General features: G+C 57.5%; 22 protein-coding genes. 12 read left to right on the top strand and 10 right to left on the bottom strand.

What is annotated here, in order from left to right; all coding sequences use genetic code 11:
* Positions 1 to 4 precede the first annotated feature (4 nt).
* From ACAM27_RS13570 to sthA, 3 genes are all read left to right on the top strand, one after another.
* Positions 5 to 1,054, top strand: coding sequence for an FAD:protein FMN transferase (locus ACAM27_RS13570; protein ID WP_226611101.1), 1,050 nt, complete (start codon positions 5 to 7; stop codon positions 1,052 to 1,054).
* 12 nt (positions 1,055 to 1,066) lie between these two features.
* Complete coding sequence (gene nqrM, locus ACAM27_RS13565; RefSeq protein WP_014421086.1) at positions 1,067 to 1,309, top strand: (Na+)-NQR maturation NqrM; 243 nt, start codon at positions 1,067 to 1,069, stop codon at positions 1,307 to 1,309.
* A 72-nt stretch (positions 1,310 to 1,381) separates the two neighbouring features.
* The gene (gene sthA, locus ACAM27_RS13560) at positions 1,382 to 2,773 is read left to right on the top strand and encodes a Si-specific NAD(P)(+) transhydrogenase (protein ID WP_011785397.1); all 1,392 of its coding nucleotides are present in this window, start codon (positions 1,382 to 1,384) and stop codon (positions 2,771 to 2,773) included.
* Positions 2,774 to 2,801: 28 nt separating this feature from the next.
* On the opposite strand, the gene ACAM27_RS13555 is transcribed toward sthA, so the two are convergent.
* The 5 genes from ACAM27_RS13555 to dusA all read right to left on the bottom strand — a co-directional run bounded on the left by ACAM27_RS13555 (position 2,802) and on the right by dusA (position 7,286).
* Complete coding sequence (locus ACAM27_RS13555; protein WP_011785396.1) at positions 2,802 to 3,575, bottom strand: glycerophosphodiester phosphodiesterase; 774 nt, start codon at positions 3,573 to 3,575, stop codon at positions 2,802 to 2,804.
* Positions 3,572 to 4,699, bottom strand: a complete 1,128-nt coding sequence (locus ACAM27_RS13550; RefSeq protein ID WP_014421087.1) for a 3-deoxy-7-phosphoheptulonate synthase — start codon at positions 4,697 to 4,699, stop codon at positions 3,572 to 3,574. Before ACAM27_RS13550 ends, ACAM27_RS13555 begins: the two co-directional genes overlap by 4 nt.
* 14 nt (positions 4,700 to 4,713) lie before the next feature.
* Positions 4,714 to 5,163 (bottom strand): TerB family tellurite resistance protein, encoded by a 450-nt coding sequence (locus tag ACAM27_RS13545; RefSeq protein WP_011785394.1) that lies wholly within the window; start codon positions 5,161 to 5,163, stop codon positions 4,714 to 4,716.
* Between the two features lie 26 nt (positions 5,164 to 5,189).
* Positions 5,190 to 6,155 carry a transaldolase gene (tal, locus tag ACAM27_RS13540; protein WP_369612133.1) on the bottom strand — a complete coding sequence of 322 codons (966 nt, stop codon included), beginning with the start codon at positions 6,153 to 6,155 and terminating at the stop codon, positions 5,190 to 5,192.
* Positions 6,156 to 6,272: 117 nt separating this feature from the next.
* Complete coding sequence (dusA, locus tag ACAM27_RS13535; protein ID WP_369612132.1) at positions 6,273 to 7,286, bottom strand: tRNA dihydrouridine(20/20a) synthase DusA; 1,014 nt, start codon at positions 7,284 to 7,286, stop codon at positions 6,273 to 6,275.
* A gap of 127 nt (positions 7,287 to 7,413) precedes the next feature.
* Here dusA and ACAM27_RS13530 point away from each other — a divergent pair, with 127 nt between their 5' ends.
* Genes ACAM27_RS13530 through ACAM27_RS13520 form a run of 3 tightly spaced genes read left to right on the top strand, consistent with a single transcriptional unit; the run spans position 7,414 to position 9,544 of the window.
* Positions 7,414 to 8,946, top strand: a complete 1,533-nt coding sequence (locus ACAM27_RS13530) for a YdbH domain-containing protein (protein WP_369612131.1) — start codon at positions 7,414 to 7,416, stop codon at positions 8,944 to 8,946.
* Positions 8,943 to 9,158 (top strand): YnbE family lipoprotein, encoded by a 216-nt coding sequence (locus ACAM27_RS13525; protein WP_022992281.1) that lies wholly within the window; start codon positions 8,943 to 8,945, stop codon positions 9,156 to 9,158. Before ACAM27_RS13530 ends, ACAM27_RS13525 begins: the two co-directional genes overlap by 4 nt.
* Positions 9,159 to 9,199: 41 nt before the next feature.
* The gene (locus ACAM27_RS13520) at positions 9,200 to 9,544 is read left to right on the top strand and encodes a YdbL family protein (RefSeq protein ID WP_023010501.1); all 345 of its coding nucleotides are present in this window, start codon (positions 9,200 to 9,202) and stop codon (positions 9,542 to 9,544) included.
* Between the two features lie 3 nt (positions 9,545 to 9,547).
* Here the strand turns inward: ACAM27_RS13520 and ACAM27_RS13515 are convergent, their stop codons facing one another.
* Complete coding sequence (locus ACAM27_RS13515) at positions 9,548 to 10,180, bottom strand: HPP family protein (RefSeq protein WP_023010500.1); 633 nt, start codon at positions 10,178 to 10,180, stop codon at positions 9,548 to 9,550.
* A gap of 210 nt (positions 10,181 to 10,390) precedes the next feature.
* Here ACAM27_RS13515 and ACAM27_RS13510 point away from each other — a divergent pair, with 210 nt between their 5' ends.
* Complete coding sequence (locus ACAM27_RS13510; RefSeq protein WP_369612130.1) at positions 10,391 to 11,305, top strand: ROK family protein; 915 nt, start codon at positions 10,391 to 10,393, stop codon at positions 11,303 to 11,305.
* A 1-nt stretch (position 11,306) separates the two neighbouring features.
* Here the strand turns inward: ACAM27_RS13510 and ACAM27_RS13505 are convergent, their stop codons facing one another.
* Positions 11,307 to 12,158: a DUF3883 domain-containing protein gene (locus ACAM27_RS13505; protein ID WP_023010498.1), complete on the bottom strand. Its 852-nt coding sequence runs from the start codon at positions 12,156 to 12,158 to the stop codon at positions 11,307 to 11,309.
* A gap of 144 nt (positions 12,159 to 12,302) precedes the next feature.
* On the opposite strand from ACAM27_RS13505, the gene ACAM27_RS13500 reads away from it, so the two are divergent.
* Positions 12,303 to 12,914: a bifunctional 2-polyprenyl-6-hydroxyphenol methylase/3-demethylubiquinol 3-O-methyltransferase UbiG gene (locus tag ACAM27_RS13500; RefSeq protein WP_023010497.1), complete on the top strand. Its 612-nt coding sequence runs from the start codon at positions 12,303 to 12,305 to the stop codon at positions 12,912 to 12,914.
* Here ACAM27_RS13500 and ACAM27_RS13495 read toward each other — a convergent pair.
* From ACAM27_RS13495 to ACAM27_RS13485, 3 genes are all read right to left on the bottom strand, one after another.
* A complete protein-coding gene (locus tag ACAM27_RS13495) occupies positions 12,911 to 13,963 on the bottom strand; it encodes an NAD(P)H-dependent flavin oxidoreductase (protein WP_369612129.1) in 1,053 nt (350 codons plus the stop codon). The two genes, ACAM27_RS13500 and ACAM27_RS13495, sit on opposite strands and share 4 nt — an antisense overlap.
* Positions 13,964 to 14,000: 37 nt before the next feature.
* On the bottom strand, positions 14,001 to 14,741 hold the full coding sequence (locus tag ACAM27_RS13490) for a hypothetical protein (RefSeq protein ID WP_023009904.1): 741 nt from the start codon (positions 14,739 to 14,741) through the stop codon (positions 14,001 to 14,003).
* A gap of 76 nt (positions 14,742 to 14,817) precedes the next feature.
* Positions 14,818 to 15,258, bottom strand: coding sequence for a methylglyoxal synthase (locus tag ACAM27_RS13485; RefSeq protein ID WP_014421098.1), 441 nt, complete (start codon positions 15,256 to 15,258; stop codon positions 14,818 to 14,820).
* A 207-nt stretch (positions 15,259 to 15,465) separates the two neighbouring features.
* On the opposite strand from ACAM27_RS13485, the gene ACAM27_RS13480 reads away from it, so the two are divergent.
* From ACAM27_RS13480 to ACAM27_RS13465, 4 genes are all read left to right on the top strand, one after another.
* Positions 15,466 to 16,281 (top strand): SDR family oxidoreductase, encoded by an 816-nt coding sequence (locus ACAM27_RS13480; protein WP_222800873.1) that lies wholly within the window; start codon positions 15,466 to 15,468, stop codon positions 16,279 to 16,281.
* A gap of 118 nt (positions 16,282 to 16,399) precedes the next feature.
* Positions 16,400 to 19,153, top strand: a complete 2,754-nt coding sequence (locus tag ACAM27_RS13475; protein ID WP_369612128.1) for a bifunctional glycoside hydrolase 114/ polysaccharide deacetylase family protein — start codon at positions 16,400 to 16,402, stop codon at positions 19,151 to 19,153.
* Positions 19,154 to 22,342: a tetratricopeptide repeat protein gene (locus ACAM27_RS13470; protein ID WP_369612127.1), complete on the top strand. Its 3,189-nt coding sequence runs from the start codon at positions 19,154 to 19,156 to the stop codon at positions 22,340 to 22,342.
* The gene (locus ACAM27_RS13465) at positions 22,339 to 22,872 is read left to right on the top strand and encodes a hypothetical protein (protein ID WP_369612126.1); all 534 of its coding nucleotides are present in this window, start codon (positions 22,339 to 22,341) and stop codon (positions 22,870 to 22,872) included. The genes ACAM27_RS13470 and ACAM27_RS13465 overlap by 4 nt, the downstream gene beginning before the upstream one ends.
* Positions 22,873 to 22,876 lie beyond the last annotated feature (4 nt).

Below are 22,876 nucleotides of genomic sequence, written 5' to 3'. Positions count from 1 at the left end.
CCGCATGACATCCCGCATGTTCCGACCCGCCAGGGTAGCCGTGGTCAGCGTCTTTATGGCGCTGGCTCTGGCCACCCTGGCGGGTTGTTCGTTTCAGGAAGAAGAAAAAGTCTGGGAGATCTCTGGCGGGATTTTCGGGACGACCTATCACATTAACGTCGTATTGCCAGAAGATGAGCAACGGCTTCAGACTCTGGCCAAGGGCATCGAGAGCACGCTGGATCAGGTGGACAATGCCATGTCGACCTGGAAGCCGGATTCCGAGCTGTCTCAGTTGAACAGTCTGCGGGACCAGTCGGAGTGGGTTGAGCTTTCGCCGGCATTGTTCGAGGTTATCCGGCGGTCAGTCGAGATTGCTGAACTGACGGGTGGGGCGTTCGACGTGACCATTGGCCCGGTAGTGAATCTCTGGGGGTTTGGGCCCAAGGCGCGGCCTGAACAGATACCCTCCGACGATGAACTGAACACCGTACTTGGTGGCACCGGTTGGGAGCACCTGGAGTTCGATGAATTGGCCAGTGCCATTCGCAGCGAGAAACCCCAGTACATTGATTTGTCGGGTATTGCCAAGGGCTATGGCGTGGATGCGGTGGCCCGTTATCTCGACAGTGAAGGTGTTGGCGCTTACCTTGTGGAAGTGGGCGGCGAAGTGCGTACCAATGGACGCAAGCCGGACGGTACCGCCTGGCGTCTGGCTATTGAGCAACCGATAGAGCAGGGCCGGGAAGTAAATAGTGTGGTGGCGCTGGATGCTCAGGCCATGGCCACGTCCGGCGATTATCGTAACTATTACGAATCGAACGGCCAGCGGTACTCCCATACAATAGACCCTGAGACGGGAAAGCCGATTGGTCATCGACTGGCCTCGGTTACGGTTATTGCAGATGACTGTATGACGGCAGATGCTCTGGCAACCGGCTTTAATGTGATGGGTTTTGACAAGGCCATGGGCCTGGCAACCCGTGAAAACATTCCCGCATTTTTTATTGTGAGGGGAGACAACGGCTTTGAAACCCATCAGACACCGGCGTTCTCGTCTTACCTTGTCCAGTAAAGGAGGGCAGTAATGGGTACCTTTCTTTTGGTGTTGTTTATTGTGGTGCTGCTGATTGCCGGTATGTCGATCGGTGTGATTTTCGGTCGAAAGCCGATCAGCGGAACCTGCGGTGGTATTGGCGCTCTGGGAATCAGTACTTCCTGTGAGATTTGCGGTGGCAATACCCAGAAATGCGAAGAGAGCCGGAGCGGCTCGGATGAGCCAGTAAAAGCGGAAGACCTGGCATACGATGCCACCAAGGCCGAAAAATAACCGCTCCCGGCCAACAATACATTAATAACTATAGCTACGCTCTCAGAGTGTAGATAAGGAGTCAGTGCGCGCATGGCAGAGCATCATTACGACGTGGTGGTTATTGGCGCCGGTCCTTCGGGAGAAGGGGCGGCAATGAATGCGGCGAAGCACAACAGACGTGTCGCCATCATTGAAGACAAGCCTACGGTTGGCGGTAACTGCACCCACTGGGGCACCATTCCGTCCAAGGCGCTGCGTCACTCGGTCAAGCAGATCATCACCTTCAACACCAACCAGATGTTCCGGGACATTGGTGAACCGCGCTGGTTCTCTTTTCCGCGGGTATTGCAGAACGCCCAGAAGGTGATTGGCAAACAGGTGAAGCTGCGCACTCAATTCTATTCCCGTAACCGGGTAGACCTTATCAACGGCCGTGCCGCATTTGTCGACAAGCACCGGTTGGAAATCCGTGGCAACAAATCCGTGGAAACCATCCATTTCAAGCAGGCCATCATTGCCACCGGTTCCCGCCCGTACCTGCCGCCCGATGTCGACTTCCGTCATCATCGGATCTACAACTCAGACTCCATTCTGAATCTGTCCCACACCCCGCGTACCCTGATTATCTACGGTGCCGGTGTCATTGGGTCGGAATACGCCTCCATCTTTGCTGGACTGGGTGTGAAGGTAGACCTGATCAACCCGGGCAGTCGCTTGCTGTCGTTCCTGGATGATGAAATTTCCGATGCCCTGAGTTACCACCTGCGTAACAACGGTGTATTGGTTCGCCACAATGAGCAGTATGAATCCGTGAAAGGTGACGATCACGGCGTTGTACTGTCACTGCAATCCGGCAAGAAGATTCGGGCCGATGCCTTCCTGTGGTGTAATGGCCGTAGCGGCAATACCGAGAATCTGGGGCTTGAGAACGTGGGCCTGACACCGAACAGCCGGGGCCAGCTGGCGGTAGACGAGCATTACCGCACGGAAGTCGAGCATATCTATGCTGCCGGCGATGTGATTGGCTGGCCAAGCCTGGCCAGTGCCGCTTACGACCAGGGGCGGGCGGCCTCGTCTGACATTACCCAGGACGAGTATTTCCGCTTTGTGGACGACGTGCCTACCGGCATTTATACCATTCCGGAAATCAGCTCTGTTGGTAAAACCGAGCGCGAACTGACCGAAGCCAAAGTGCCATACGATGTCGGCCAGGCGTTCTTCAAGGATCTGGCGAGGGCGCAGATTACGGGCGAAGCCGTGGGCATGCTGAAGATTCTGTTCCACCGGGAAACCCGGGAAATTCTGGGGATACACTGCTTTGGTGACCAGGCTGCCGAGATTGTTCACATCGGCCAGGCCATTATGAATCAGGAAGGGGAAGCCAATTCCCTGAACTACTTCATCAATACCACCTTCAACTATCCGACCATGGCGGAAGCCTATCGGGTAGCTGCCCTCAACGGCCTGAACCGTATCTTCTGATCAGACCGTTGCCCACCAGAGCCTTGCTTCAGGCGGGCTCTGGTGAGGTTTCCCGGATCGGCAGATTCAACACTGCCTTGGCCCGGTTGTCGAAAAACATACGGGTGCTGGTGGGGTAATCGGTGATAATACTGTCGACCCCCATCTCTTCCAGAAGCAGCATGTCGTGGATACGGTTAACCGTCCAGGTAGAGACATGCATGTTCCGTCGATGTGCCGTCTCGACCATGCCTTTGGTCAGAATTTTCCAGTTCACACAGAAATATTCGCAGCCCAGCCGGGTGGCCAGGTTCAGTGGCTTGGGAAACTTGCGCTCGGCTACCAGGCCGATGCGTATGTTTTTGTCGCGTCGCCGGATTTCACGCAGAAACCAGGGATCGGACGAGGTGATGGCGGCCGTCTGGTACAAATCCCGGCGCTGGATGATCTCGGTCAGGCGATTGCACAGGATGTTCAGCCTGTGCCGTGCATCCTTTTTCACTTCCAGTTGAAGGTGCTCAATGTCATCAAACTGATCGAGCAGATTCTCCAGCGAGGGAATACCGGTTTTCCGGGACCATGAGCTGGTATTGCGGCGCGCATCCATCTCGGCCAGTTCGGCGGCGGTATACTTGCCGACACTGCCTTTCTGGCCGGTGGTACGGTCCACGGTCAGATCGTGCACCAGTACAGGGATGCCGTCTTTAGACAGCACCAGATCCAGCTCAAAATGCCGGATACCATGCCGGTGGGCATGGATGAAGCCAGGCATGGTGTTTTCCGGAGCCTCTCCTTTGGCTCCACGGTGACCATAAACGATCATTCTGCTGTAGTTTCCCTGAGGCGTTGGTAGATGGCCTGGCGTTTCTTCCAGGTCTCGTGGCACAGGCGAATATCTTCCAGGTAGGCCGGTAATTCGCTCATCAGAAGCGCCTGCGGGCCGTCTACCAGAGCTTTCTCCGGTTTCGGGTGGAAGTCCACCAGCACCATGTTGGCGCCGGCAATGACCCCCTGTGCGGTCGCGTGCATCACATCAAGAATACCATCCGGTGACTGGTCCCGGCTGCCCACGGAGTGTGATGGGTCCACACACACCGGCATGCGGGTCAGGCGTTTTACCGCAGGCACATGGGCAAAATCTACCATATTGCGGTGGGGCAGGCCGGCCTCGGTTTTCATACCGCGTAAACAGAAAATGACGTTGGCGTTGCCCTCGCTGGCCAGATACTCGGCTGCGTTCAGGGATTCATTCAGGGTGATACCGAAACCACGCTTGAGGAGCACCGGGTAGGTGCTCTGCCGGCCAATGGCCTTGAGCAGTTCGAAGTTCTGGGTGTTGCGGGTGCCTACCTGCAGCATCACGCCGGTTGGCCGGCCGAGTTTTTCCAGGCAAGTGTCGATTTCCTCGATATGGCTTTCGTGGGTGATTTCCATGGCAATCACTTTGATACCATGCTTGCCTGCTTTCTCGAACACCCAGGGTAGACAGCCCTTGCCGTGGCCCTGGAAAGAGTAAGGGTTGGTGCGCGGCTTGTAGGCCCCCATTCGAGTACATACCTCGCCGTTGTCTTCCAGCGCCTGCAGCATCATTTCCACATGCTCGGGCACGTCCACCGCGCAAAGGCCGGCGAAAATGTTCAGGTTGTTCTGGCTGAACTCCACGCCGTTATAAGTAAACCCACTCTGGCGTTGGTCATCCTTGTGGCGCCCAAGAATCCGGTAATCCTCGGAAATCCGGATGGCGCGTTCCACCGCCGGCAGGGCTTCAATTTCTGCTTTTTCCAGGGATTTGGTGTCGCCCAGCAGGTAGATTTCGGTCAGTCGCTGGCTGGCACCCTGAATTTCGTGTACCCGGATGCTGACGCCCGGAAGGTTTTCCAGGTATTCCATGGTCTGGCGATAGGCTTCACTATCGAGCGCGGTATTGGGGTGAAGAATGGCTAACATGGAATCTCCTTGAATCAGGATGCGGATTCTTCCGCCCGGTGCCGGGCCTGCATGAACTCGCGATGATTAAGATGCAGCAGGTCTGCCATGCGGCGAATAAGGTGTTCCTCGTATTTGTCGATACGACCGTCGGCAAAGGCTACCCGCCAGATGCTCTCCAACAGGGACTGCTTCTGTTGCTGATCCAGATGATCGTTAATCTGCCCGGTAAACTGATACAGCGATGTGGCGTCTTCGGCGTGGGCGAGGGCATCGTGCAGGATTTCCTCAGCTTCTTCCCGGGTAATCTGGTGAGCCTTCACCGCACAGTCGACAATGGTCTTCAGTTCCCGCTCATCTTCCTGGTTGTCTACCCGCGAAAGTTGCACCATCAGGGCGGTGGCTGCCACGGCCAGTTGATGTGTATCCGGCTCGACCGGTTCTGACTCGGCAACGGAAAACAGTTTCTTCAGGCGTTCGATCATGGTCAGTTACTTCGTTTCAACAAATGTCAGGCCGCCTGCGCAAGCTGGCGGACCCGGTGCTCCAGTTCGATCTGGTCTGCCGCAAAACGGCGAATGCCATCAGCCAGCTTCTCGGTGGCCATGGCGTCTTCGTTGGATTCCCAGCGGAACTGCTTCTCGTTAATCTGACCCGGCTTGTCGGGCGAGGAAGCCGTCTCCGGGTTGAGTTTCCTGGCCAGAGTGCCCTGATCATCCTTCAGCTCCTGCAGCAGTGCCGGACTAATGGTGAGCCGGTCGCACCCGGCCAGCATTTCGATTTCGCCGGTGTTGCGGAAGCTGGCACCCATCACTACGGTATTGAAGCCATTGGCCTTGTAGTAATTGTAGATGCGTGAAACCGAAAGTACGCCAGGATCTTCCTCGGCCGGATAGTTGTCGCGCCCGGAGCTGGCCAGGTGCCAGTCGAGGATACGGCCCACGAACGGTGAGATCAGATGGGCGCCGGCCTGGGCACACGCCACTGCTTGCACAAAAGAGAAAAGCAGCGTCAGGTTGCAACGGATGCCTTCCTTCTCAAGCTGCTCTGCTGCGCGGATACCCTCCCAGGTGGAGGCAATCTTGATCAGAACACGACTGGTATCCACACCCTGGCGGTCGTAAAAATCCACCAGCCGGCGGGCACGTTCCAGAGTGGCTGAGGTGTCGAAGGACAACCGGGCATCTACCTCGGTGGAGACCACGCCCGGAATCAGCCCGAGAATTTCCTTGCCGGCCAGCACCGCCAACATGTCTGTTGCGACCGTCAGTTGTTCGGCATCTGACCCGCCGTGGTTGGCAGCGTAGGCCACGGCCTTTTCCAGCATGGGCCGATACGCCTCAGAGGCCGCGGCCTTCAGCAACAGAGAAGGGTTGGTGGTGGCGTCTTCCGGGCGCCACTGCCGGATAGCTTCGATATCGCCGGTGTCGGCCACAACCGTGGTCATGGTTTTAAGCTGTTCGAGTTTGCTGTTCATTCGTCCTGTCATCCCGATGGTTCGGTGTTATCCGGGCATTCATCCACAATGCCCTTTTAACTCCTACAATAACGGCAGCTTACGACAGTAACAAGACAACAAAAGGTATGGTGGCGATCAGGTTTCCAAACTGGGTTCCGGTTCTCTGACTTTCGCCAGCGCCTGTTCGACCACTTCCAGCCCGGAGCCGGGTTTGTTGGCATTCTCACTCAGATGACGGCGGAACTGCCGTCCCCCCGGCTGCCCGAGGAACAGGCCCATGATATGGCGGGTAATGTGTGTGAGGTACACGCCCCGGTCCAGCTCCTGCTGAATGAACGGGAACATGGCCCGGAGCGCCTCATGGCGACTGGTAACGGCCGGCGGCTCGCCGAAAAGCTCAGCGTCTACCTCGGCCAGCAGCCAGGGATTGTGGTAGGCCTCTCGCCCCAGCATCACGCCATCGGTGTGGGTCAGGTGCTCGTGGCACTCCCCGAAGGTTTTGATGCCGCCGTTGATGATGATTTCCAGGTGCGGATAGGCCTGTTTCAGACGATACACCCAGTCGTATTTGAGGGGTGGAATATCGCGGTTCTCCTTCGGGCTCAAGCCTTCAAGAACGGCGATGCGGGCATGCACAATGAACGTTTTGCAGCCGGCTGCTGACACGGTTTCAATAAACTCGCACAGCTCCTCCCAGGATTCCCGGTCGTTAATACCAATGCGGTGCTTTACCGTAACCGGAAGGTCGGTGGCCTCAATCATTGCGGCCACGCCCTCTGCTACCTTGTCTGGATGACCCATCAGGCAGGCGCCGATCATGTTGTTCTGCACCCGGTCGCTGGGGCAACCCACGTTCAGGTTAACCTCGCTGAATCCGAACTGTTGCGCCAGCCGCGCGCAATGGGCCAACTCGTTAGCGTCGCTGCCGCCAAGCTGAAGCGCCAGCGGATACTCTGAAACATCGTGGCGCAGAAAGCGCTCGGTATCGCCATGGATGAGCGCACCTGTGGTGACCATTTCTGTATAAAGCAGCGCCCGCTTGCTGAGGATGCGGGCCAGGTAACGAAAGTGCGGGGTGGTCCAGTCCATCATGGGGGCAACGCAGAAGCGACGGGACAGGGCCTTGGTGGTGGCTTGTTCAGAAGTCATCGTATTCCGGATACAGAAAAATTCGGAGTGGAGTCTAACACGAAATATTATCAGCCCTGCCTCCGTAGTATCCTAAATCCGGCTCTCTATACCTGCATGGAGTAATCCAATTTATCGGAACGACTGGATGATACTGCCACCGCCAAGATCCCCAGCCAGCTTCTTTCGGGCCCTCTGGTTCTGTTTGGTTGCTGTGGTGGCTGGTGCCCTGACACTCTCTCAGGCAAATGCCACGCCATGGACGTTCTCGCTCCAGCAAGGTCGGATGGACCTGGCGCTGCCTGACTATGAAATCGCCGGCTGGACAGCGATGGGCATTCACGCAGATATCGTCAATTCCGTTGAAGCAAGTAACAAGCAGGTCGGCGTTACCTTCCGCCCGGGGTCCCGGCTGACAATAGCCCGCATTGCCCGGCAATCCGGAAGCACCCCCGCAGAGTTAATTGATGTCCAGCTGAATCTCGCGGATACCGAGGTAACCGTTGATCTTGGCGCCCCGGGTGCTATGCCGGAACGCACCCGCATCTCCGGAAATGTGCGCATCGACGTAGCGGAAGTCCGCCACCCGAGCCTGAAGCCCCAACGCTGGTGGTTTCAGGGCAAGGCGAGCGGAACGCTGGCAGATCTGGAACTTGAAGGGACGCTGAATGCCAGCTTCGGCCTGACAGCCAATCTCGTCTTGCGTAGCGGGTCGGAGAGCAACTTTACAGCCGACATCCGCACGACCATGGCTGCGCAGAAAGCCGGAGAGGCGCTTGCGGCCACGCTCCTGAACTGGCCGGAATTGCTCTCGCTGGACAATGGTGAACTGACACTTCAGGCAAATCTCAGGGTGGAGTCCAATGAACCACTGGCGGCGGATGCCTGGTTGGAATTTAAGGATGTGTCCGGGGTAATGGACCGTACGGCGCTCACCAACCTGAGTGGGCGCCTGTTGTTTGCCCTGGAAGCGGACATATTAACCGCCGCCCTGCGAGACATCCGGATAGGCGAAGTCGATTCCGGAATCGGCATCGGGCCGATTCAGCTCCTGGCGGATTACGAAGCGAACCTGGCTGCGCCGCTCAGGGGGCAGCTTGCCGTTCAGCAGGCAACCGCCGAGTTTCTGGGTGGCCGGCTTCGGGTAGCGCCGCGCACTGTGGACCTCTCGAATCGGCCCTGGCATGTTCCCATTGATGTCTACGATCTTTCGCTGGAGCGACTGCTGCAGGTGTATCCGGCGGAGGGCTTTTCTGGAACCGGCACGTTAACGGGCAGGATTCCGGTCGCGGTGACCGACGCCGGTGTGAGAGTAGACCAGGGCGCATTGGAAGCTATATCTCCAGGCGGCAAGCTCATCATGCCGGCCGAGCGACTGCAGACCATGTTGGGCAGCAGTGATGCCATGGAGCTGGTGGTGCAAGCTTTGCAAAACTTTCACTATTCGGTGCTGGATAGCACGATAGACTACGATGAAGAGGGCAAGCTGGCACTCGGCCTGAGGCTGGAAGGTGAGAATCCGGATCTTCGTGGCGGGCAGCCGGTTGTGCTCAACATCAATCTCGAAGAGGATATCCCCGCCCTGTTAACCAGCCTCCAGCTGAGTGGCAGAGTGAACGAAGCCGTGACCGAAAGGGTTCGGGAGCGGTTACAACAATCCGGGCAGGAGGCAGTGCCATGACAAACCTATGGCGTTGGTGCCGGCCACTGGCGGCCAGAACATTGCTGGTTTTAATGTTGCCGCTGGCGCTATTTGCGTGCACACCCACTGTGCAGATGGCGGCACCAAAAGAACCGATTACCGTCAACCTGAACGTAAAGATTCAGCACGAGATCTACGTGAAGGTGGACAAAGAAGTAGACGAGCTGTTCAGCGAACAGGGGCTGTTCTGAGCGACACCGGACAATGCCAACGGCTGACCAAGGGGTTGAATATGAAACGACTGATACAACTGGGCGCCTTTGTGTTGGCGCTCGCCGTAGCAATACCGGCGCTGGCCATGGGGCTGGAAGAAGCGAAACAGAAACTGGACACGGCTAAACAGCAGGGCCTGGTGGGGGAAACGCCAACCGGCTACCTGGACGTAGTGCGTGCAGAAGGCGATGCCCAGGCTGTGGTGAAAGCCATTAACCAGGCCCGCCGGGATGAATACACCCGCATTGCTGAAAAACACGACATTCCGGTGACACAGGTTGAGACCGTGGCCGGTCAGAAAGCCATGGAAAAAACGCCCGCAGGCCAGTTTGTGTTGATCAACGGCAAATGGGTGAAGAAGTAAGTCTCAATCGGCCGCTGGGGCCTGCTGCCGAATGGGAGCGGAACCCGTGCTGGCCGACCAGAGCGGATAGGGAATACCTGCCAGCCGGTTCATCACAAAGGCATGGGCCAACAGCAACGCCACCCCCGCCATGAGCACTGGCAACTGCGCCGGATTGGGCATCAGACCCAGGGAAACGATCAGTGCCGTGGCACCGGCCGGAGGGTGAGCAACCCGAAAAACTACCATCAGACAGCTGGTAAGCCCCAGCGATAATGCCGCCGCACCCACCCTGGGCAGATCAACACCGGTCATAAATGCCGATGCCTGCCCCTGAAGCCCGAAGATATACAGAGCCAGCAAGCCCATCAGCGCGCCGATCAGGTGCCCGCAGAGTGTATTTCTGGGAGACGCCGGTTGCGCCATGGGCACATAGAACAGAATAAAAGCCGTGGCGCCCAGGGAGGGGAAAATGAAGGCCTCCTGGGTAACCAGCGCCACAAACGACACCAAAGCAATGCTGAACCCGCCATTAACCAGGTTGAACACCGCCATCACCGTGGTACGGCTGTACTTGCTCGCCATGCGCTCCAGGTGCAGTGCCTGAACCAGGCCTTTGGTCAGTTGCCAGCGGATTTGCTCGTTCCTGCGTCCCATACTGCCTGTTCATGCCCTTATTTGGTGCGTTCAAGGGGGCGGGATGATAGGCACTGACGAATATCAAGGCAAACAGGGATTTTCGATAATGGTTAAGAGCTTGATGAATAACCTGTGCTTTTATCAGAAAGAAAACGCATAAAAATACCGGGTTCCCTTTCTGCGAATAACACCGTATTTTCTGGGAAACCGTTGAACAAAGAGTGCGGCATGGGAAGCAACTGGCTGATAGGCATTGATCTGGGAGGCACCAAAACCGAAGTCATCCTGATGGACCGGCATAGCCAGGAGCATTTTCGCCAACGCGTACCGACCAGCGTCGGCAACTATCAAGCCACCCTGCAAACCATCCACGCCTTGGTACAAAAGGCTGAAGCCCACGCCGGTACCACCGGAATACCCGTGGGCATAGGCATACCCGGCAGCGTTTCGGGCAAAACCGGCCGCATTAAAAACGCCAACTCCACCTGGCTGAACGGCCAGCCCATGCAGCAACACCTGCGTGAACTCCTGCAACGGCCCGTAACCCTGACCAACGATGCTAACTGCCTGGCGCTTTCCGAAGCCACAGACGGAGTAGGGCGCAACCACCACACGGTATTCGCCGCCATACTGGGCACGGGCTGTGGCGCCGGCATCAGCGTGAACGGCAAGCTGCTGACCGGCCCCAACGGCGTAGCCGGCGAATGGGGCCATAACCCGTTACCCTGGACACCGGAAGCCGAACTTCAAAAGCGCCCCTGCTTTTGTGGCCGGTACGGCTGCAACGAAACCTTTCTTTCCGGAACCGGGCTGTCACTCACCCACAAACTGCACACCGGACAGCAACTGCCCGCCCACAACATTGTTGAAAACGCCCGAAATGGCGACTCGCAAGCCACCGAAACCCTGCAGCAATACCTGAAGCACCTGGCCCGGGGCCTGGCCGCCGTTTTCAACGTGCTGGATCCGGACATCATTGTGCTGGGTGGCGGCATGAGTAATGCGGAACAGATCTATCGGGAACTGCCGGGAAGGCTTTCGAGCTATGTGTTTGGGGGTGAGAGTGATACGTCGATTGTGAAAGCCGCCCATGGAGATTCCAGTGGGGTGAGGGGGGCGGCTTGGTTGTCCGATTTGCTATAGGCTATCGCAACCTGCAGAGGAAATTGGCGGCATCCATATGGCAATGATCGCTGATTGAACCCTTCAATGAGAATAGCTTGGGAGATCTCCGAAATTCGAAAAGGCGGTATAGCTGAAACTGGCTTTGGAAGTCGGACGAAAACGAAACTTCATTGCGAGATGCATAAAACGGAGTTTCTTTCGCAAATGCCGTAGTTTTGACCTCAATGAATCGTTCTTTCCCAGATGTTTCGAACGATAGGATATCGTAACCCAGTCCGTCTCCCTTAGATTGAGAAACGTGTTCTATACGATTTGCTAAAGTGATTTCGCCCGCAGATCTGAGGCGATACTCTTCGTATTCAAGTACCAGTAACTCGCCCGCGTTTCCTAGAGCTGAGTTTCTGGCCTCCTGCGCAACATAGTCTCTTCGGGAGGCTGCGCGCTGTGGATGGTACGCGGATGATGGCTCCCTGATTTCTGCAGCTGTCGACGGTGCCTCAACGACAAGTCTAGAAAACTCTACTGAGCTCGGAACGGTTGCTGGCTGTTCGACAGCTGCTTGGGAGATACGATCGAATTCTGGATGTGAAGCAATCCAGTCCTCAACGTAAATCGCGAGCGCTTCTTGATAGTTACTTCTGGGTTTGTAGCCAGGTATCCAAAAGCAATTCAAATCCCGGAGTACTGCGCTAATGTTCTGGTGCTTCAGCTCAACAGCAGCATTGCTGCGATTATTGAGGTTCTCTAGTAGCTTTCGGCGGTGGGCACTTTTGTTATACCGCTGACCTGCAAGCTCGAGGGTCAACATCTTCATGTAATCTGCCACTGTAAGTGCTATTTCTTCGTTGCTCCAACGATCTGCCCTTGGCATAAAGAATCCTCTAAGACTGCAAGCTCAAGTAGGTGGAGCTATCTTGACCGAGTAATATTCATATGACAATTCGCGAAATAAAACGCTCTCAGTTATTCCAAGCCAAGCTGCTTTCTCATTGAGTCGACCGCGGAGGTCGCGTTAATGACCGTTGTTACATACAACATAAACGCCCAAAAATTCTTCACCCAATACCAGTCCCTGACCTTCGAACAGGTCCATAGCCACTGGCTCCCTCATTTGGATAATGTAACCGGCCTCGCGCTGGATGTGGGCGCCGGCAGTGGCCGCGATGCGCTGGCATTGGCGGAGCTTGGCTGGGACGTGGTGGCGGTGGAACCCGCTGCAGAGTTGCGCCGGCTGAGCGAGTCGGCAACGGCTCACCGCAGTATCCAGTGGGTGGATGATGCCCTGCCGGATCTGAGCGAGATCCGCAAACTCAGTTACCGGTTTGATCTGGTGCTAGTGTCTGCCGTTTGGATGCACCTGCCCCCCACACACCGGGAGCGGGCGTTCTGGATTCTGACTGAGCTGCTGGCGCCGTCCGGCATGCTGGTGATCACCCTGCGCCATGGGCCGGGGGATGGTGAACGGCAGTTTTATGAAGTCACCAAGGCCGAGCTGGACAGCTTTGCTCTTCGTCGCGCGGTTATGTCGGTGCCTTTGGCGGATTCACCTCGGGCCGATCAGTTAAACCGTTCCGATGTGTGGTGGGAGACCGCCGTTTACCTGGCTGCAGAAAAACCTTCCAGTTAAAGCATAAGCTGTTTCACCAACTCCCCCGCCGAAACCTCCCTGCACCCACTTACATTCTGTCCGCTCCATAACGGTGAAAAATCACCGGATCCTGCGGCTTCAGCCGCTGCCCTGAGTGGTGCGATGGCGTTGGTTGCCAGTGGAAATGCCGGTGCGAGCTCTGATATTGGCCCGAGTTCTCGCATTATCCGGTTAACAATGCCCCGTGCAGGGCCTCCGGAAAACAGGTTTGTTAGGGCGGTATGCCTGGCCTGCGGGCTTTTGAGTGCCTGCCGGTGCAGGGGGCGGGTGGTTGCCTCGGGACACAGCATAAACGCCGTGCCAATCTGCGCTGCCGCTGCGCCAAGCTTCAACGCGGCCTGTACTCCCTCTGCAGTTGCAATGCCACCGGCCGCGATAACGGGAATGTTCACGGCGTCCACAATCTGAGGCAACAGGGCGAAGGTGCCCATCTGGGTGCTCATGTCTTTTGTAAGAAAAATTCCTCGATGACCGCCCGCTTCCAACCCTTGGGCGATAATTGCGTCTGCGCCGTGTTGTTCCAGCCAGATGGCTTCCTCCACAGTCGTGGCGGTAGAGAATATCTTTGCCCCGGCTTGCCGGACTCTATCCAGCAATGCCGGCTCTGGTAGCCCGAAGTGGAAGCTCACCACTGCCGGGCGGGAGGCTTCAACAATAGCTGCGGATTCTTCGTTGAAAGGCATGCGGCCGGGGCCGTTGCTGATGGTGGCTGGATCTATCTGGAATTCTTGGTAATAGGGCGCCAGTGCCTGCCTCCATCCGGCCTCCTGCGAGTCATTCGGGGCGGGCGGTGTATGGGCGAAAAAATTGAGGTTATAGGGGCCACCCTGGGTGGCTTCATTCAGTGCCTGAAGTTCTGTTTTCAGTGCATCGGGGCCGAGCATGGCGCAGGGCAGAGAGCCGAGGCCGCCGGCGTTGGTAACTGCGGCTGCCAGGCGGTAATCCTGAACGCCGGCCATAGGGGCCTGGATGATGGGTTTTTCTACGTGCAGTATGTCCAACAGTGGATGCGGCCATGATCGGGGCATAATGTGGGATCCTTAAAGGCGGTTTTCCGATGCTGAGTCAGCTTTTGCTGTGTTGATGTCGACGGAGGGACTCCAGTACTTCGGCTTTGATTCCTTCGCGTTCAAGTTGTTCGAGCACCTTGGCGAGTTGATCAGCGAGCACAGCATGTCGCTGGTTAAGGTAGTGGTAGAACGTAAAAGTCGTCACGGGCTTTCGGATCGGCTTTAGCCGATGCCAATGTTCGTTTGTCAGCGGTGATATGCCCTCAACATCCGAGACGAAAGCCACGTCAACTCTCCCTAGCTCCAGAAGGGAGCGGACCTGATCGTAATCGTCTGCAAGGATAGGCTCCATGCCGAGCTCTCTGGCTTTGTCCTCGGCGATGATGGCCCCCCGGAGTACAGATACCCGAAGAGGTTGATTCTTGGGTGAGTGTGGCAGGTCGTGGGTTTCTGTCTCCCGGACAACGGCCAGAAGCTTGCCCTGGAGAAGAGGGAACTCAACCCTCACGAGGTTTGGGTAATTCGATGCGACGGCATCAACCCGGTAGAGGTCGCCATCCAGGCCGCCATTGTCGGCCAGCAGAAGAGCGCGTTTGGTGGGCACCTCCATCACGGAGACACCGACACCCAAACGTTGGTAGGCGATTTCCAGGATTTGCCTTGCGGCTGTTGCGCTGGGCACACCCTCAATGGTTGCCAGTCTGACTTCTGCCGGCAACCCGTTGGCCGTCGTATGGGGCGCAACGAATGCCAGAGAGGCAAGCACTGCGATCAGTAATCGGCGTATTGCTTCCATAGTCTTTCCCCTCGGCTCCTTTCAAGGGTGTCCCTTCATTTTAGTTCCGATCTGGACGTCTGGCTGTTTTTTTCGGTTACTGAACTTTGCGACCAGTGTATTCCGAGAAGTCCGGCTTCTGTGGCTGGTGCTGGTCGTCGGTCATATAGGCAGAGGTCAGCACGAACTCTGCGGTGGCCCGGTTGCAGGCAACGGGGATGTTCCAGAGGGCGGCTATGCGCAGCAGGGCCTTGATGTCCGGGTCGTGGGGCTGAGGTTCGAGAGGGTCCCAGAAGAATACCAGCAGGTCGATTTCACCTTCAGCAATCTTGGCGCCGATCTGTTGGTCGCCCCCCAAAGGCCCGCTCAGCAGACAGTTGAGATCGGTTCGTCCGAGGCTTTCACTCAGTAGCCGGCCAGTGGTGCCGGTGGCGTACAAACGCAACGGGGCAAGGCGGGTGCGGTTCTCGTTCGCCCAGTCCACCAGTTCCTTCTTCTTGTTGTCGTGTGCCACCAGGGCAACGGATTTTACGGCCATGTTGCGTCCTTAATCTGTGAGGTTCCGTCAAAAGGGGCAGAGTGTTTCATAAACGCGTGGCCCGGGAAATAGGACGATGGCGGCATCACACCGGCACCGGCTACGTCAATAGCCAAACACGGGGCATTGGCCGGCATTGAAGGCATGGAGGATTATGCTGGCCGGGGGTACGCTGGCGGGATAACAAGGATTTGCGGAGCGTGTGGTATGGCGGGTGGTAATGTACAGAAGAAGTCTGCGAGGAAGGTATACATCACCGGTGGTGCCAGCGGAATTGGCTTTGAACTGGCGCGGTCTTATCTGCGTTCAGGGGCAGAGGTTACCCTGTTTGATATCCAGCCCATGGAATCCGCTGTGGAGGGGTTGGCAGCCATAGCGGGGCCGGCATCCATTCGAACATTCGCCATGGATGTGACCAAACCGGGCGGAGTGAGAGAGGCCTTTGCCTCCGCGGCGGAGTCTTCACCGCCAGATCTGGTCATTCACTGCGCGGGAATTGCCATTGCGGCCGATTTCGAGGCCATAGACGACGATGCCTATGCCCGGGTGATCAACATCAACCTGGTCGGTACGCGCAATGTGGTGGCCGGTGTCCTGCCCCATTTGAAAGCAGGTTCGCAGCTGGTTCTGGTTGCATCCATGGCCGGATTGGTGGGGTGTTATGGCTACGCGGCTTATTGTGCTTCCAAATACGGAGTGGTGGGGTTAGCTGAGGTGTTGCGCATCGAGCTGGCAACGCGGGGCATTGATGTCTCTGTGGTGTGCCCTCCGGAAGTGGAAACGCCGATGGTAGAGGCGGAGCGCTTGAATCGCCCCAGGCAAACCGAAGCGCTGAAGTTGATGGCCGGCACCTTGCCTTTGAATGATGCCGTGGCGCAGATCCGCAAAGGTATCGATCGCCGCCGGTTTATGATTATCCCGGGTTGGCGGGCCAGGGGGCTTTGGTTCACCAACAAGCTGCTCCCGGGGTACTGGACGAGAACCCTGGCCGATTATCTTGTCAGCAGGTCGTCGCACTCGTAGGTTGTTGATGCGGGTGATCATTTTTTGGCCGTTTAATGTATGACCTTTGTCAAGCCCATGGTACCCTAGGCACCTTCTTTATCTGCTGCCTGTTTGGCTTGTTGGTTGCGCTGCCTCCATGATGTTTTTCAGAGTTCTGACGGTTCTTTCACTCCTTTTCCATGTGCCGGTTTTATCCGCCGAGAGCCCGAGAAATGTTGGCTTTTACTATGGCCACGAGTCACCGATAGGGCCACTGTTTGCCTACGACTGGCTGGTGTTGCAACCGGATCAGGCCACAGATGCCCGGCTGTCTCTGCTTTCCCGCGGCGGAACCGCACCCCTGGCGTACGTTGCGGTTGACGAGATTGCCAAATCTCACGCGCTTTTCCCGCAAGTAGATCCGGCCTGGATCGTTGGTCGCAACAAGGCCTGGGGGAGCGTGATTCTGGATATCCGCAAACCCGAAGTCCGGCGGTTTCTCGTGGATAAGCGCGTTGTGCCGGCGTTGATGCGAGGCTTTGAAGGGGTTTTTCTCGACACGCTCGATAGTCACCTGATGGTGGAGGCCGGCAAGGTAGACGCATTGAGCTTCGCGCAAGCGCAGGCTGATCTGATCGCCGATATCCGTGATAAGTACCCTGAAGCTGTCATGATCATTAACCGCGGCTTTCATCTGCCAGTCCGGGCGCTTGATCAGGTGGATGCGCTGGCGTTCGAGTCCTACTTCGAGGGCTTTGATCCTGAGTCGGGTCGCTATCGCCCGGTTCCTGAGGAGCATCGGGAATGGCTGGATGCTCGTATTGCCGAGTGGTCGGCTCGATATCCCGAAAAGCCCGTTATTGCCATTGATTACACAGCGACGCCACAGTTGGCTGAAGAAACGGCCGATCGTCTTCGCGATCGGGGCCTTTTGCCGGTGGTCAGCAACCAGGCGCTGGATCGATTAGGCCCGACGTCGCCAGAGACGATACGCCGACAAGTGCTGGTGTTGCATGATCTGCCGCCGCAGCAAGCGGATCAGAGTCAGGCCCACAGCCGTCTGGGCGTTATTCTGGAATACCTCGGGTTTGTACCGGTATACCGCTCTGCTCTGGAACCTCCCTTATCCGAACCCGTGCTCGACCGGTATCACGGCGTGGTTGTCTGGTGGGAAGCGGGCACGGCTCATAACCGCCTGTGTCAGTGGCTGGGTAATAGCGTCCGAGACCAGTTGCCGTTGGTTTTAATGGGGTTAATGCCCGCAGCTCCTGCCTGTCAGCGACTCGTTTCTGGCCAGCGCATGCGGGTCCCGGAGGGGATGCTGCAGGTTTCTGCAGTTCAGGAGACGGTTGGCAGGTTTGAAGGTAATCGTCTGCCGGCGCGGGTTCCTCTGGCGATGCCGCCCGCCATGGATACCTATGAGCCATGGATTCTGATAGAGGACAAGAACGCGCGATCCTACTCCCCGGTATTTATTCGCCCGGAAGGGGGCGTTGCGCTGAGCCCGTTTTTGTTTGAGCCAGGGCCAGACAATGCGGCGTATTGGCTGTTTGACCCGGTACGGTTTATGGCCGATGCATTGAAGCCGGAGATTCACCCTGGCGTGGATGCAACGACGGAAGCCGGTCGACGCATCGTCACGGCCCACATCGACGGCGATGGAGCGGTTTCCCGGGCTAACCTGCCTGGAACCCCGCAAGCCATCAAGGTGATCCTGGACAAGATCATCCGCCACTATCCCATTCCCCATACGGTTTCCGTCATCGAAGCGGAAGTCTCGGAGCGCGGGGTCTATCCGGCAGAGAGTCGGGAGGCGTTGGAGACTACGAGGCAGATTTTCCGGGAGCCGAATGTCGAGGTGGCTTCTCATACGTTCAGTCACCCGTTTTTCTGGCGCATGATGGAAGGTGGGGAAGCGCCGACGGCCGAACAGGCCGCCTACGGATATGCCATGGAAGTGCCGGGTTACGAACCGGATCTGAAAAGGGAAATCCCGGGTTCGGTGGCCTTTGTTAACGAGCTGACTCCTGACGATAAAGCGGTTCGTGTCTTTCTGTGGAGTGGTGATGCCCGGCCCGGTAAAACGGCGTTGCGAATGGTGAGGGAGTTGGGTCTGGTCAACGTCAACGGTGGCAATACCCGGCCGTTGAAATATGATTCTACCCTCGCGGCGGTCTGGCCGGATGCCCGCCTGGTGGGGGACGAGCTACAGGTTCATGCGCCCGTGCTGAACGAAAATGTCTACACCGATCTCTGGACAGGCCCGTTCTATGGTTATCGTAACGCCCGGGAGAGCTTCGACCTGCTGGATGCCCCATACCGGTTGAAACCCAGCGGAATCTATTATCACTTTTACTCCGGCACCTACCCGGAGTCGATCAAGGCCCTTCATGAGGTCTATCAGCATGCGCTGGACAAACCAAATTCACCGCTATACCTGAGCGAATACGCAACGCGGGTCCAGGCCCGCTATTACAGCGTTACGACCAGGGACGACGATGGCGTATACCGCTGGAAAGGGGTATACACGCCAACGACCGTAACACTGCCCGATTCTCTGTATCCGGATATGAAAAATAGCACCGGAGTTGCCGGTTTCATCAGGCATGGTCAGCGACATTACGTTCACCTCACCGGCCCCGGCGCAGCGCTGGCGGTGAGTGAGGTCGCCCCTCAGGGTGTATATCTGGAGTCTGCCAACGCCAGGTTGACGCGTTGGGAGCGTGAGCAGGTTTCCGGGGCGACTTCGCGCGTTACTGTCTCGGCAAATGGCCATGTGCCGGTGGAGTTCCGTTTTGGTGGCGCTGAAACCTGTCGAGTGGTAAGTGATCACCCGGCCACCCGCCTGAGCCCGGTTGCTTTCAGGTTGTCCGGTAAAGCGGTCTCGAACGTTGTGGTGGAGTGTAGCTGAGTGAGGCGAAGCTCTTCCCGTCCCAATCTGTTCGGGGTTCAGGCGTTGGCGGTGATGGGCGTGCTGGCCATTGCGTTGCTGTACGTAGTACACCCGAGGGAGGCGTTTTTTGACCAGATCGGCAGCCTTGAGAAGCCGGATGCGCTCTCCCTGGCTTACCTCACCGTGTTGCTGAATTCTGATTCCGATAATAAAGAGTTGCGCTATCGGCTTGCACAGATGCAATCGGATGTTGGTGAATCCGAACAGGCCATGGCAACGTTGAGACCCTTGCTCCATGAGCCGACAGTGTCGCCGAAAGCCGTGGAGCTGGCCTTGACATTGGCCATTCAGAAACTGGCGGCTGCGACTGATGAACATACCCGCGCTGAGCGAAAGGCTGACCTGCTGGTTCTGGTTGAGCGGCTGATTGGGGGCGCAGGTGCCCATCCCCGAGTACACAGAAGCGTAGAGACGGTGCTAAGTTGGCTCACGCCGGATGAGCAATTGAGTTTGCTGCCGACGTTGATCTCATCAGCGGAGGGGCAAGACCGGTTGTGGTTAGTGATGTCGCTAGGACATGCTCAGGTCGCTGCAGGGAACCCGGCAGACGCTGCGGAAACCCTTGCCGGAATTATCGACCAGTTACCCGCTGAGGAGCAGGGCAAAGCGGCCAGGGAACTGGTGCGACTATACCTTGCCTCAGGTCAACCCGTCCGCGCGCTGGATACCTTTCAGGCCCGGAATCTGATGTCTCCCGGAGCCGAGGGACTGCAAGAGGCCATTCAGTTGGCCCGATTGGCGGGCAAAGACGTTCTCGAACGACAATGGCTAGAGTCGTTGATGCGACAGTATACGGCCGATATCACCGAACTCCGTCGTTTGCGAGTCCTGCAGTTGGGCCAGGGAGATCTGGCCCAGGCGGCAATGACGGCTGAGCGCGTTGCCGGGATGCCGACGGCCGTGGTTGAGGATCGAATCTGGGCCGCAAGGGTGTGGGAGTGGCGAGGGCAGCCGGAGAAAGCCCTGGCCCGCTGGCAGTCGCTTTATCTTTCTGCCGGTCACCCCGAGGCAAAGCAGCGCGCGACCGCGCTTGCTCAGGAACTGTTTCGTTGGCCTGAACTGGTGAAAACTCTCGAGACGGCGAGGGCAAGAGGTGAGCTTGGGGCCGATGGTTACCTTGTGCTTGGTGATGCCTATACCAGAGCGGTGGAGCTGGACAAGGCAGTTGCGGTTCTTGAGGAGGGACAGCGAAAGTATCCCTCCGTCGCCGGGTTCAAGGACCGCCTGTATCAGTTGTACGTTAACAACAATCGTTATCTCGACGCCATTGCCCTGTTTGAGCGGCAGGATGTGCTCAGTGAGGGAGACCGATTGGTTCTGGCCAATCTGTATTGGCGAACCCGGCGCGTAGAGCGGGCGTTCGAAACCCTGTCGGTATCGTTCCAGAATCCGGAGTTCGCTGCAGAGGCAGAGCTGATGCGGCTGGACCTTCTGACTATGCTGGGGGATGTCGACAAGATCCGGGCTGAGTATTCGCAATTGATGGCTGGTTCCTGGCGGCAGCATGGACCTGGTGTGGCGGATCGGCTAATCGGCCTGGCCGCACAGTTCGGGGATTATGAGCGTGTTGCGGAACTCGCCCGTTACCGGTTTCAACGTACCGGGGATGCCCGTTACATTCCCATTCTTGCCGATGCACAGGCGAATACGGGGCAGTGGGAGGCGTTGGAGCGCACGCTGGCGCAGTGGCAGTCAGACCCGGCCCACCGTCAGGATGGCCTTTACTGGACATTCCGGGGGCGACTGTTTGAGCAGCGGGGCAAGGCTGATGACGCAGAGAAGGCCTATCGACAGGCGCTGCGCCTGAATCCTGGAAGCGAGGACATCCTCAGCGCGTGGGGCTGGCTGCTGGTGGCAGAACCTCAGCGCAAGAGCGATAAACTGAATGCCGTTCTGACAGAACTGTCATCGCAATCGGGGCAGCGACAGTATGCGTTGCTTGCGTATGGATACTCGGCGCTTGGGCAGGATAAGCGGTCCAGGTACTGGTTACAGAAGTGGCGAACGGAGAATGCCGTTGAGCCCCGCGCCCTTGAGGAGCAGGCGGGTCTCGCCCAGAGTCTTGGCGATCAGGCGAGTGCTTTTCATCTCAGACGTCTCGCCGCTCGACAGGTTCCTCGACGTGTCGAGCCAAGAACCCCGTCACGGCAAAGAAGCCCTGATGAGTTGTCCTCCGGATACAGGGCGCAACCGGTGTTTGGTTCCGAGAACCGTGCTGCCCAGTTGGGCTGGCAGCAGGAGCGCATCAGCGACATGGCTGTGAATCATTGGTTCGGCGCGTGGGACTACAGTTCGGAACGCTATCGGCTGACCGGGCGAGCGGCCCGCGTTGATACCAGCGACGACACGAGATTCACGAAGGCTCCCGAACCGTCCAGCGAGGCCATGATTGAACTTCAGAATAACGCCACAGATTGGTTGTTTACCGCTGGGCTTGGGCACGTGGGGCGTCTTGACGGCGATGAACTGAGTACCAGGTTTGAGGCCCGGTTCCAACCACTGGGCCGGTGGCAGATGGCAGTGGGGTATCATTCGGGAGAGCGCTCGACCGATTCGGCAGAAGCCTGGTGGCTGGTTTCCAGGGACAGCACTTCGTTTGAGGGCCTTTACCAGCCAGACAGCCGAACAACCGTTGGGGCGCGGTTAGCATCACTGTCATTTGATGCCGGTTCACAAAGCAGTGTGGCGGAGGGACAACGGCTCGAGGTGTTCGGTAGTCATCTCGTGGCTCGCCGTTATCCGGACTGGAGTGTACGGGCGGAATATGTGTTGCAGGATCTGAATCGACTAGAGCGCCTGGAAGGCGCAGTGCAATCGCTGTTTGAACGACCACTCCAGACCGGTGAATTGCTCACCGAACACTACGAGCGCGTGTCTTTCGGTATGCGGTGGCAAGAGCATTCACCTCACTCGTTGCTCGAGCAACAGGCTCAGCCAGGCTGGTTCCTGGATGTGAACACCGGCTATGTTCTTTCCACCGATACCGTCGAGTACGGGCTTGGCGGCGGTCTAAGCTGGTCGCTATTCGGGGATGACGAGATCGCGCTATCTGCCGGCTATGCGTCGGATAGTCTGAGTGGAGCCAGCTCGCTGGACGCACGTGTTACCTATACCTTGTTTTTTAAAACTGCGGGAGAAAACCGATGATTCTTTTTCGATCTCTGCTGCTGGGGCTACTGTTTGTCGCCCTGAGCGGTTGTTCTACCCTGATCACGGAATCGGGCGACACGCCTGTCAGCCTGGCGGAGCAAGTGGCGGTTGTGCCTTTTGTGAATCTCTCGGAGACCCCTCAGGCTGGTGACCGGGCCGCCAGTATCGCGGTTGCCATTCTGCGGGCGGAGGGGGCTGGCCGGGTAGAACTGTACTTGCCCGAAGACCAGAACCCACTGATGTATGAGAGTCAGGCTCGTCAGGCTGAAGCGATGGACATGGCGGATCGGGACGGGGCTGATCTTATCGTCACGGGAACGGTGGAAGAATGGCGTTATAAGGCGGGTTTCGACAGCGAACCCGCGGTTGGCGTGACAATGATTGTCAGACGCTCTGGCAGTAACGCTATCGTCTGGTCCGGAACAGCAGCTCGCACGGGATGGGGGCGGGAGAGTCTCGGAACGGTTGGGCGTGAGGTGCTTCAGGATCTCATTGATGCCATGCCTTTGGTTCGCGGCGAAGACTGATACT

This window comes from Marinobacter sp. RI1 (assembly GCF_041155085.1).
Taxonomy (GTDB): domain Bacteria; phylum Pseudomonadota; class Gammaproteobacteria; order Pseudomonadales; family Oleiphilaceae; genus Marinobacter; species Marinobacter nauticus.
This window is presented reverse-complemented; position numbering and strand designations above follow the sequence as displayed.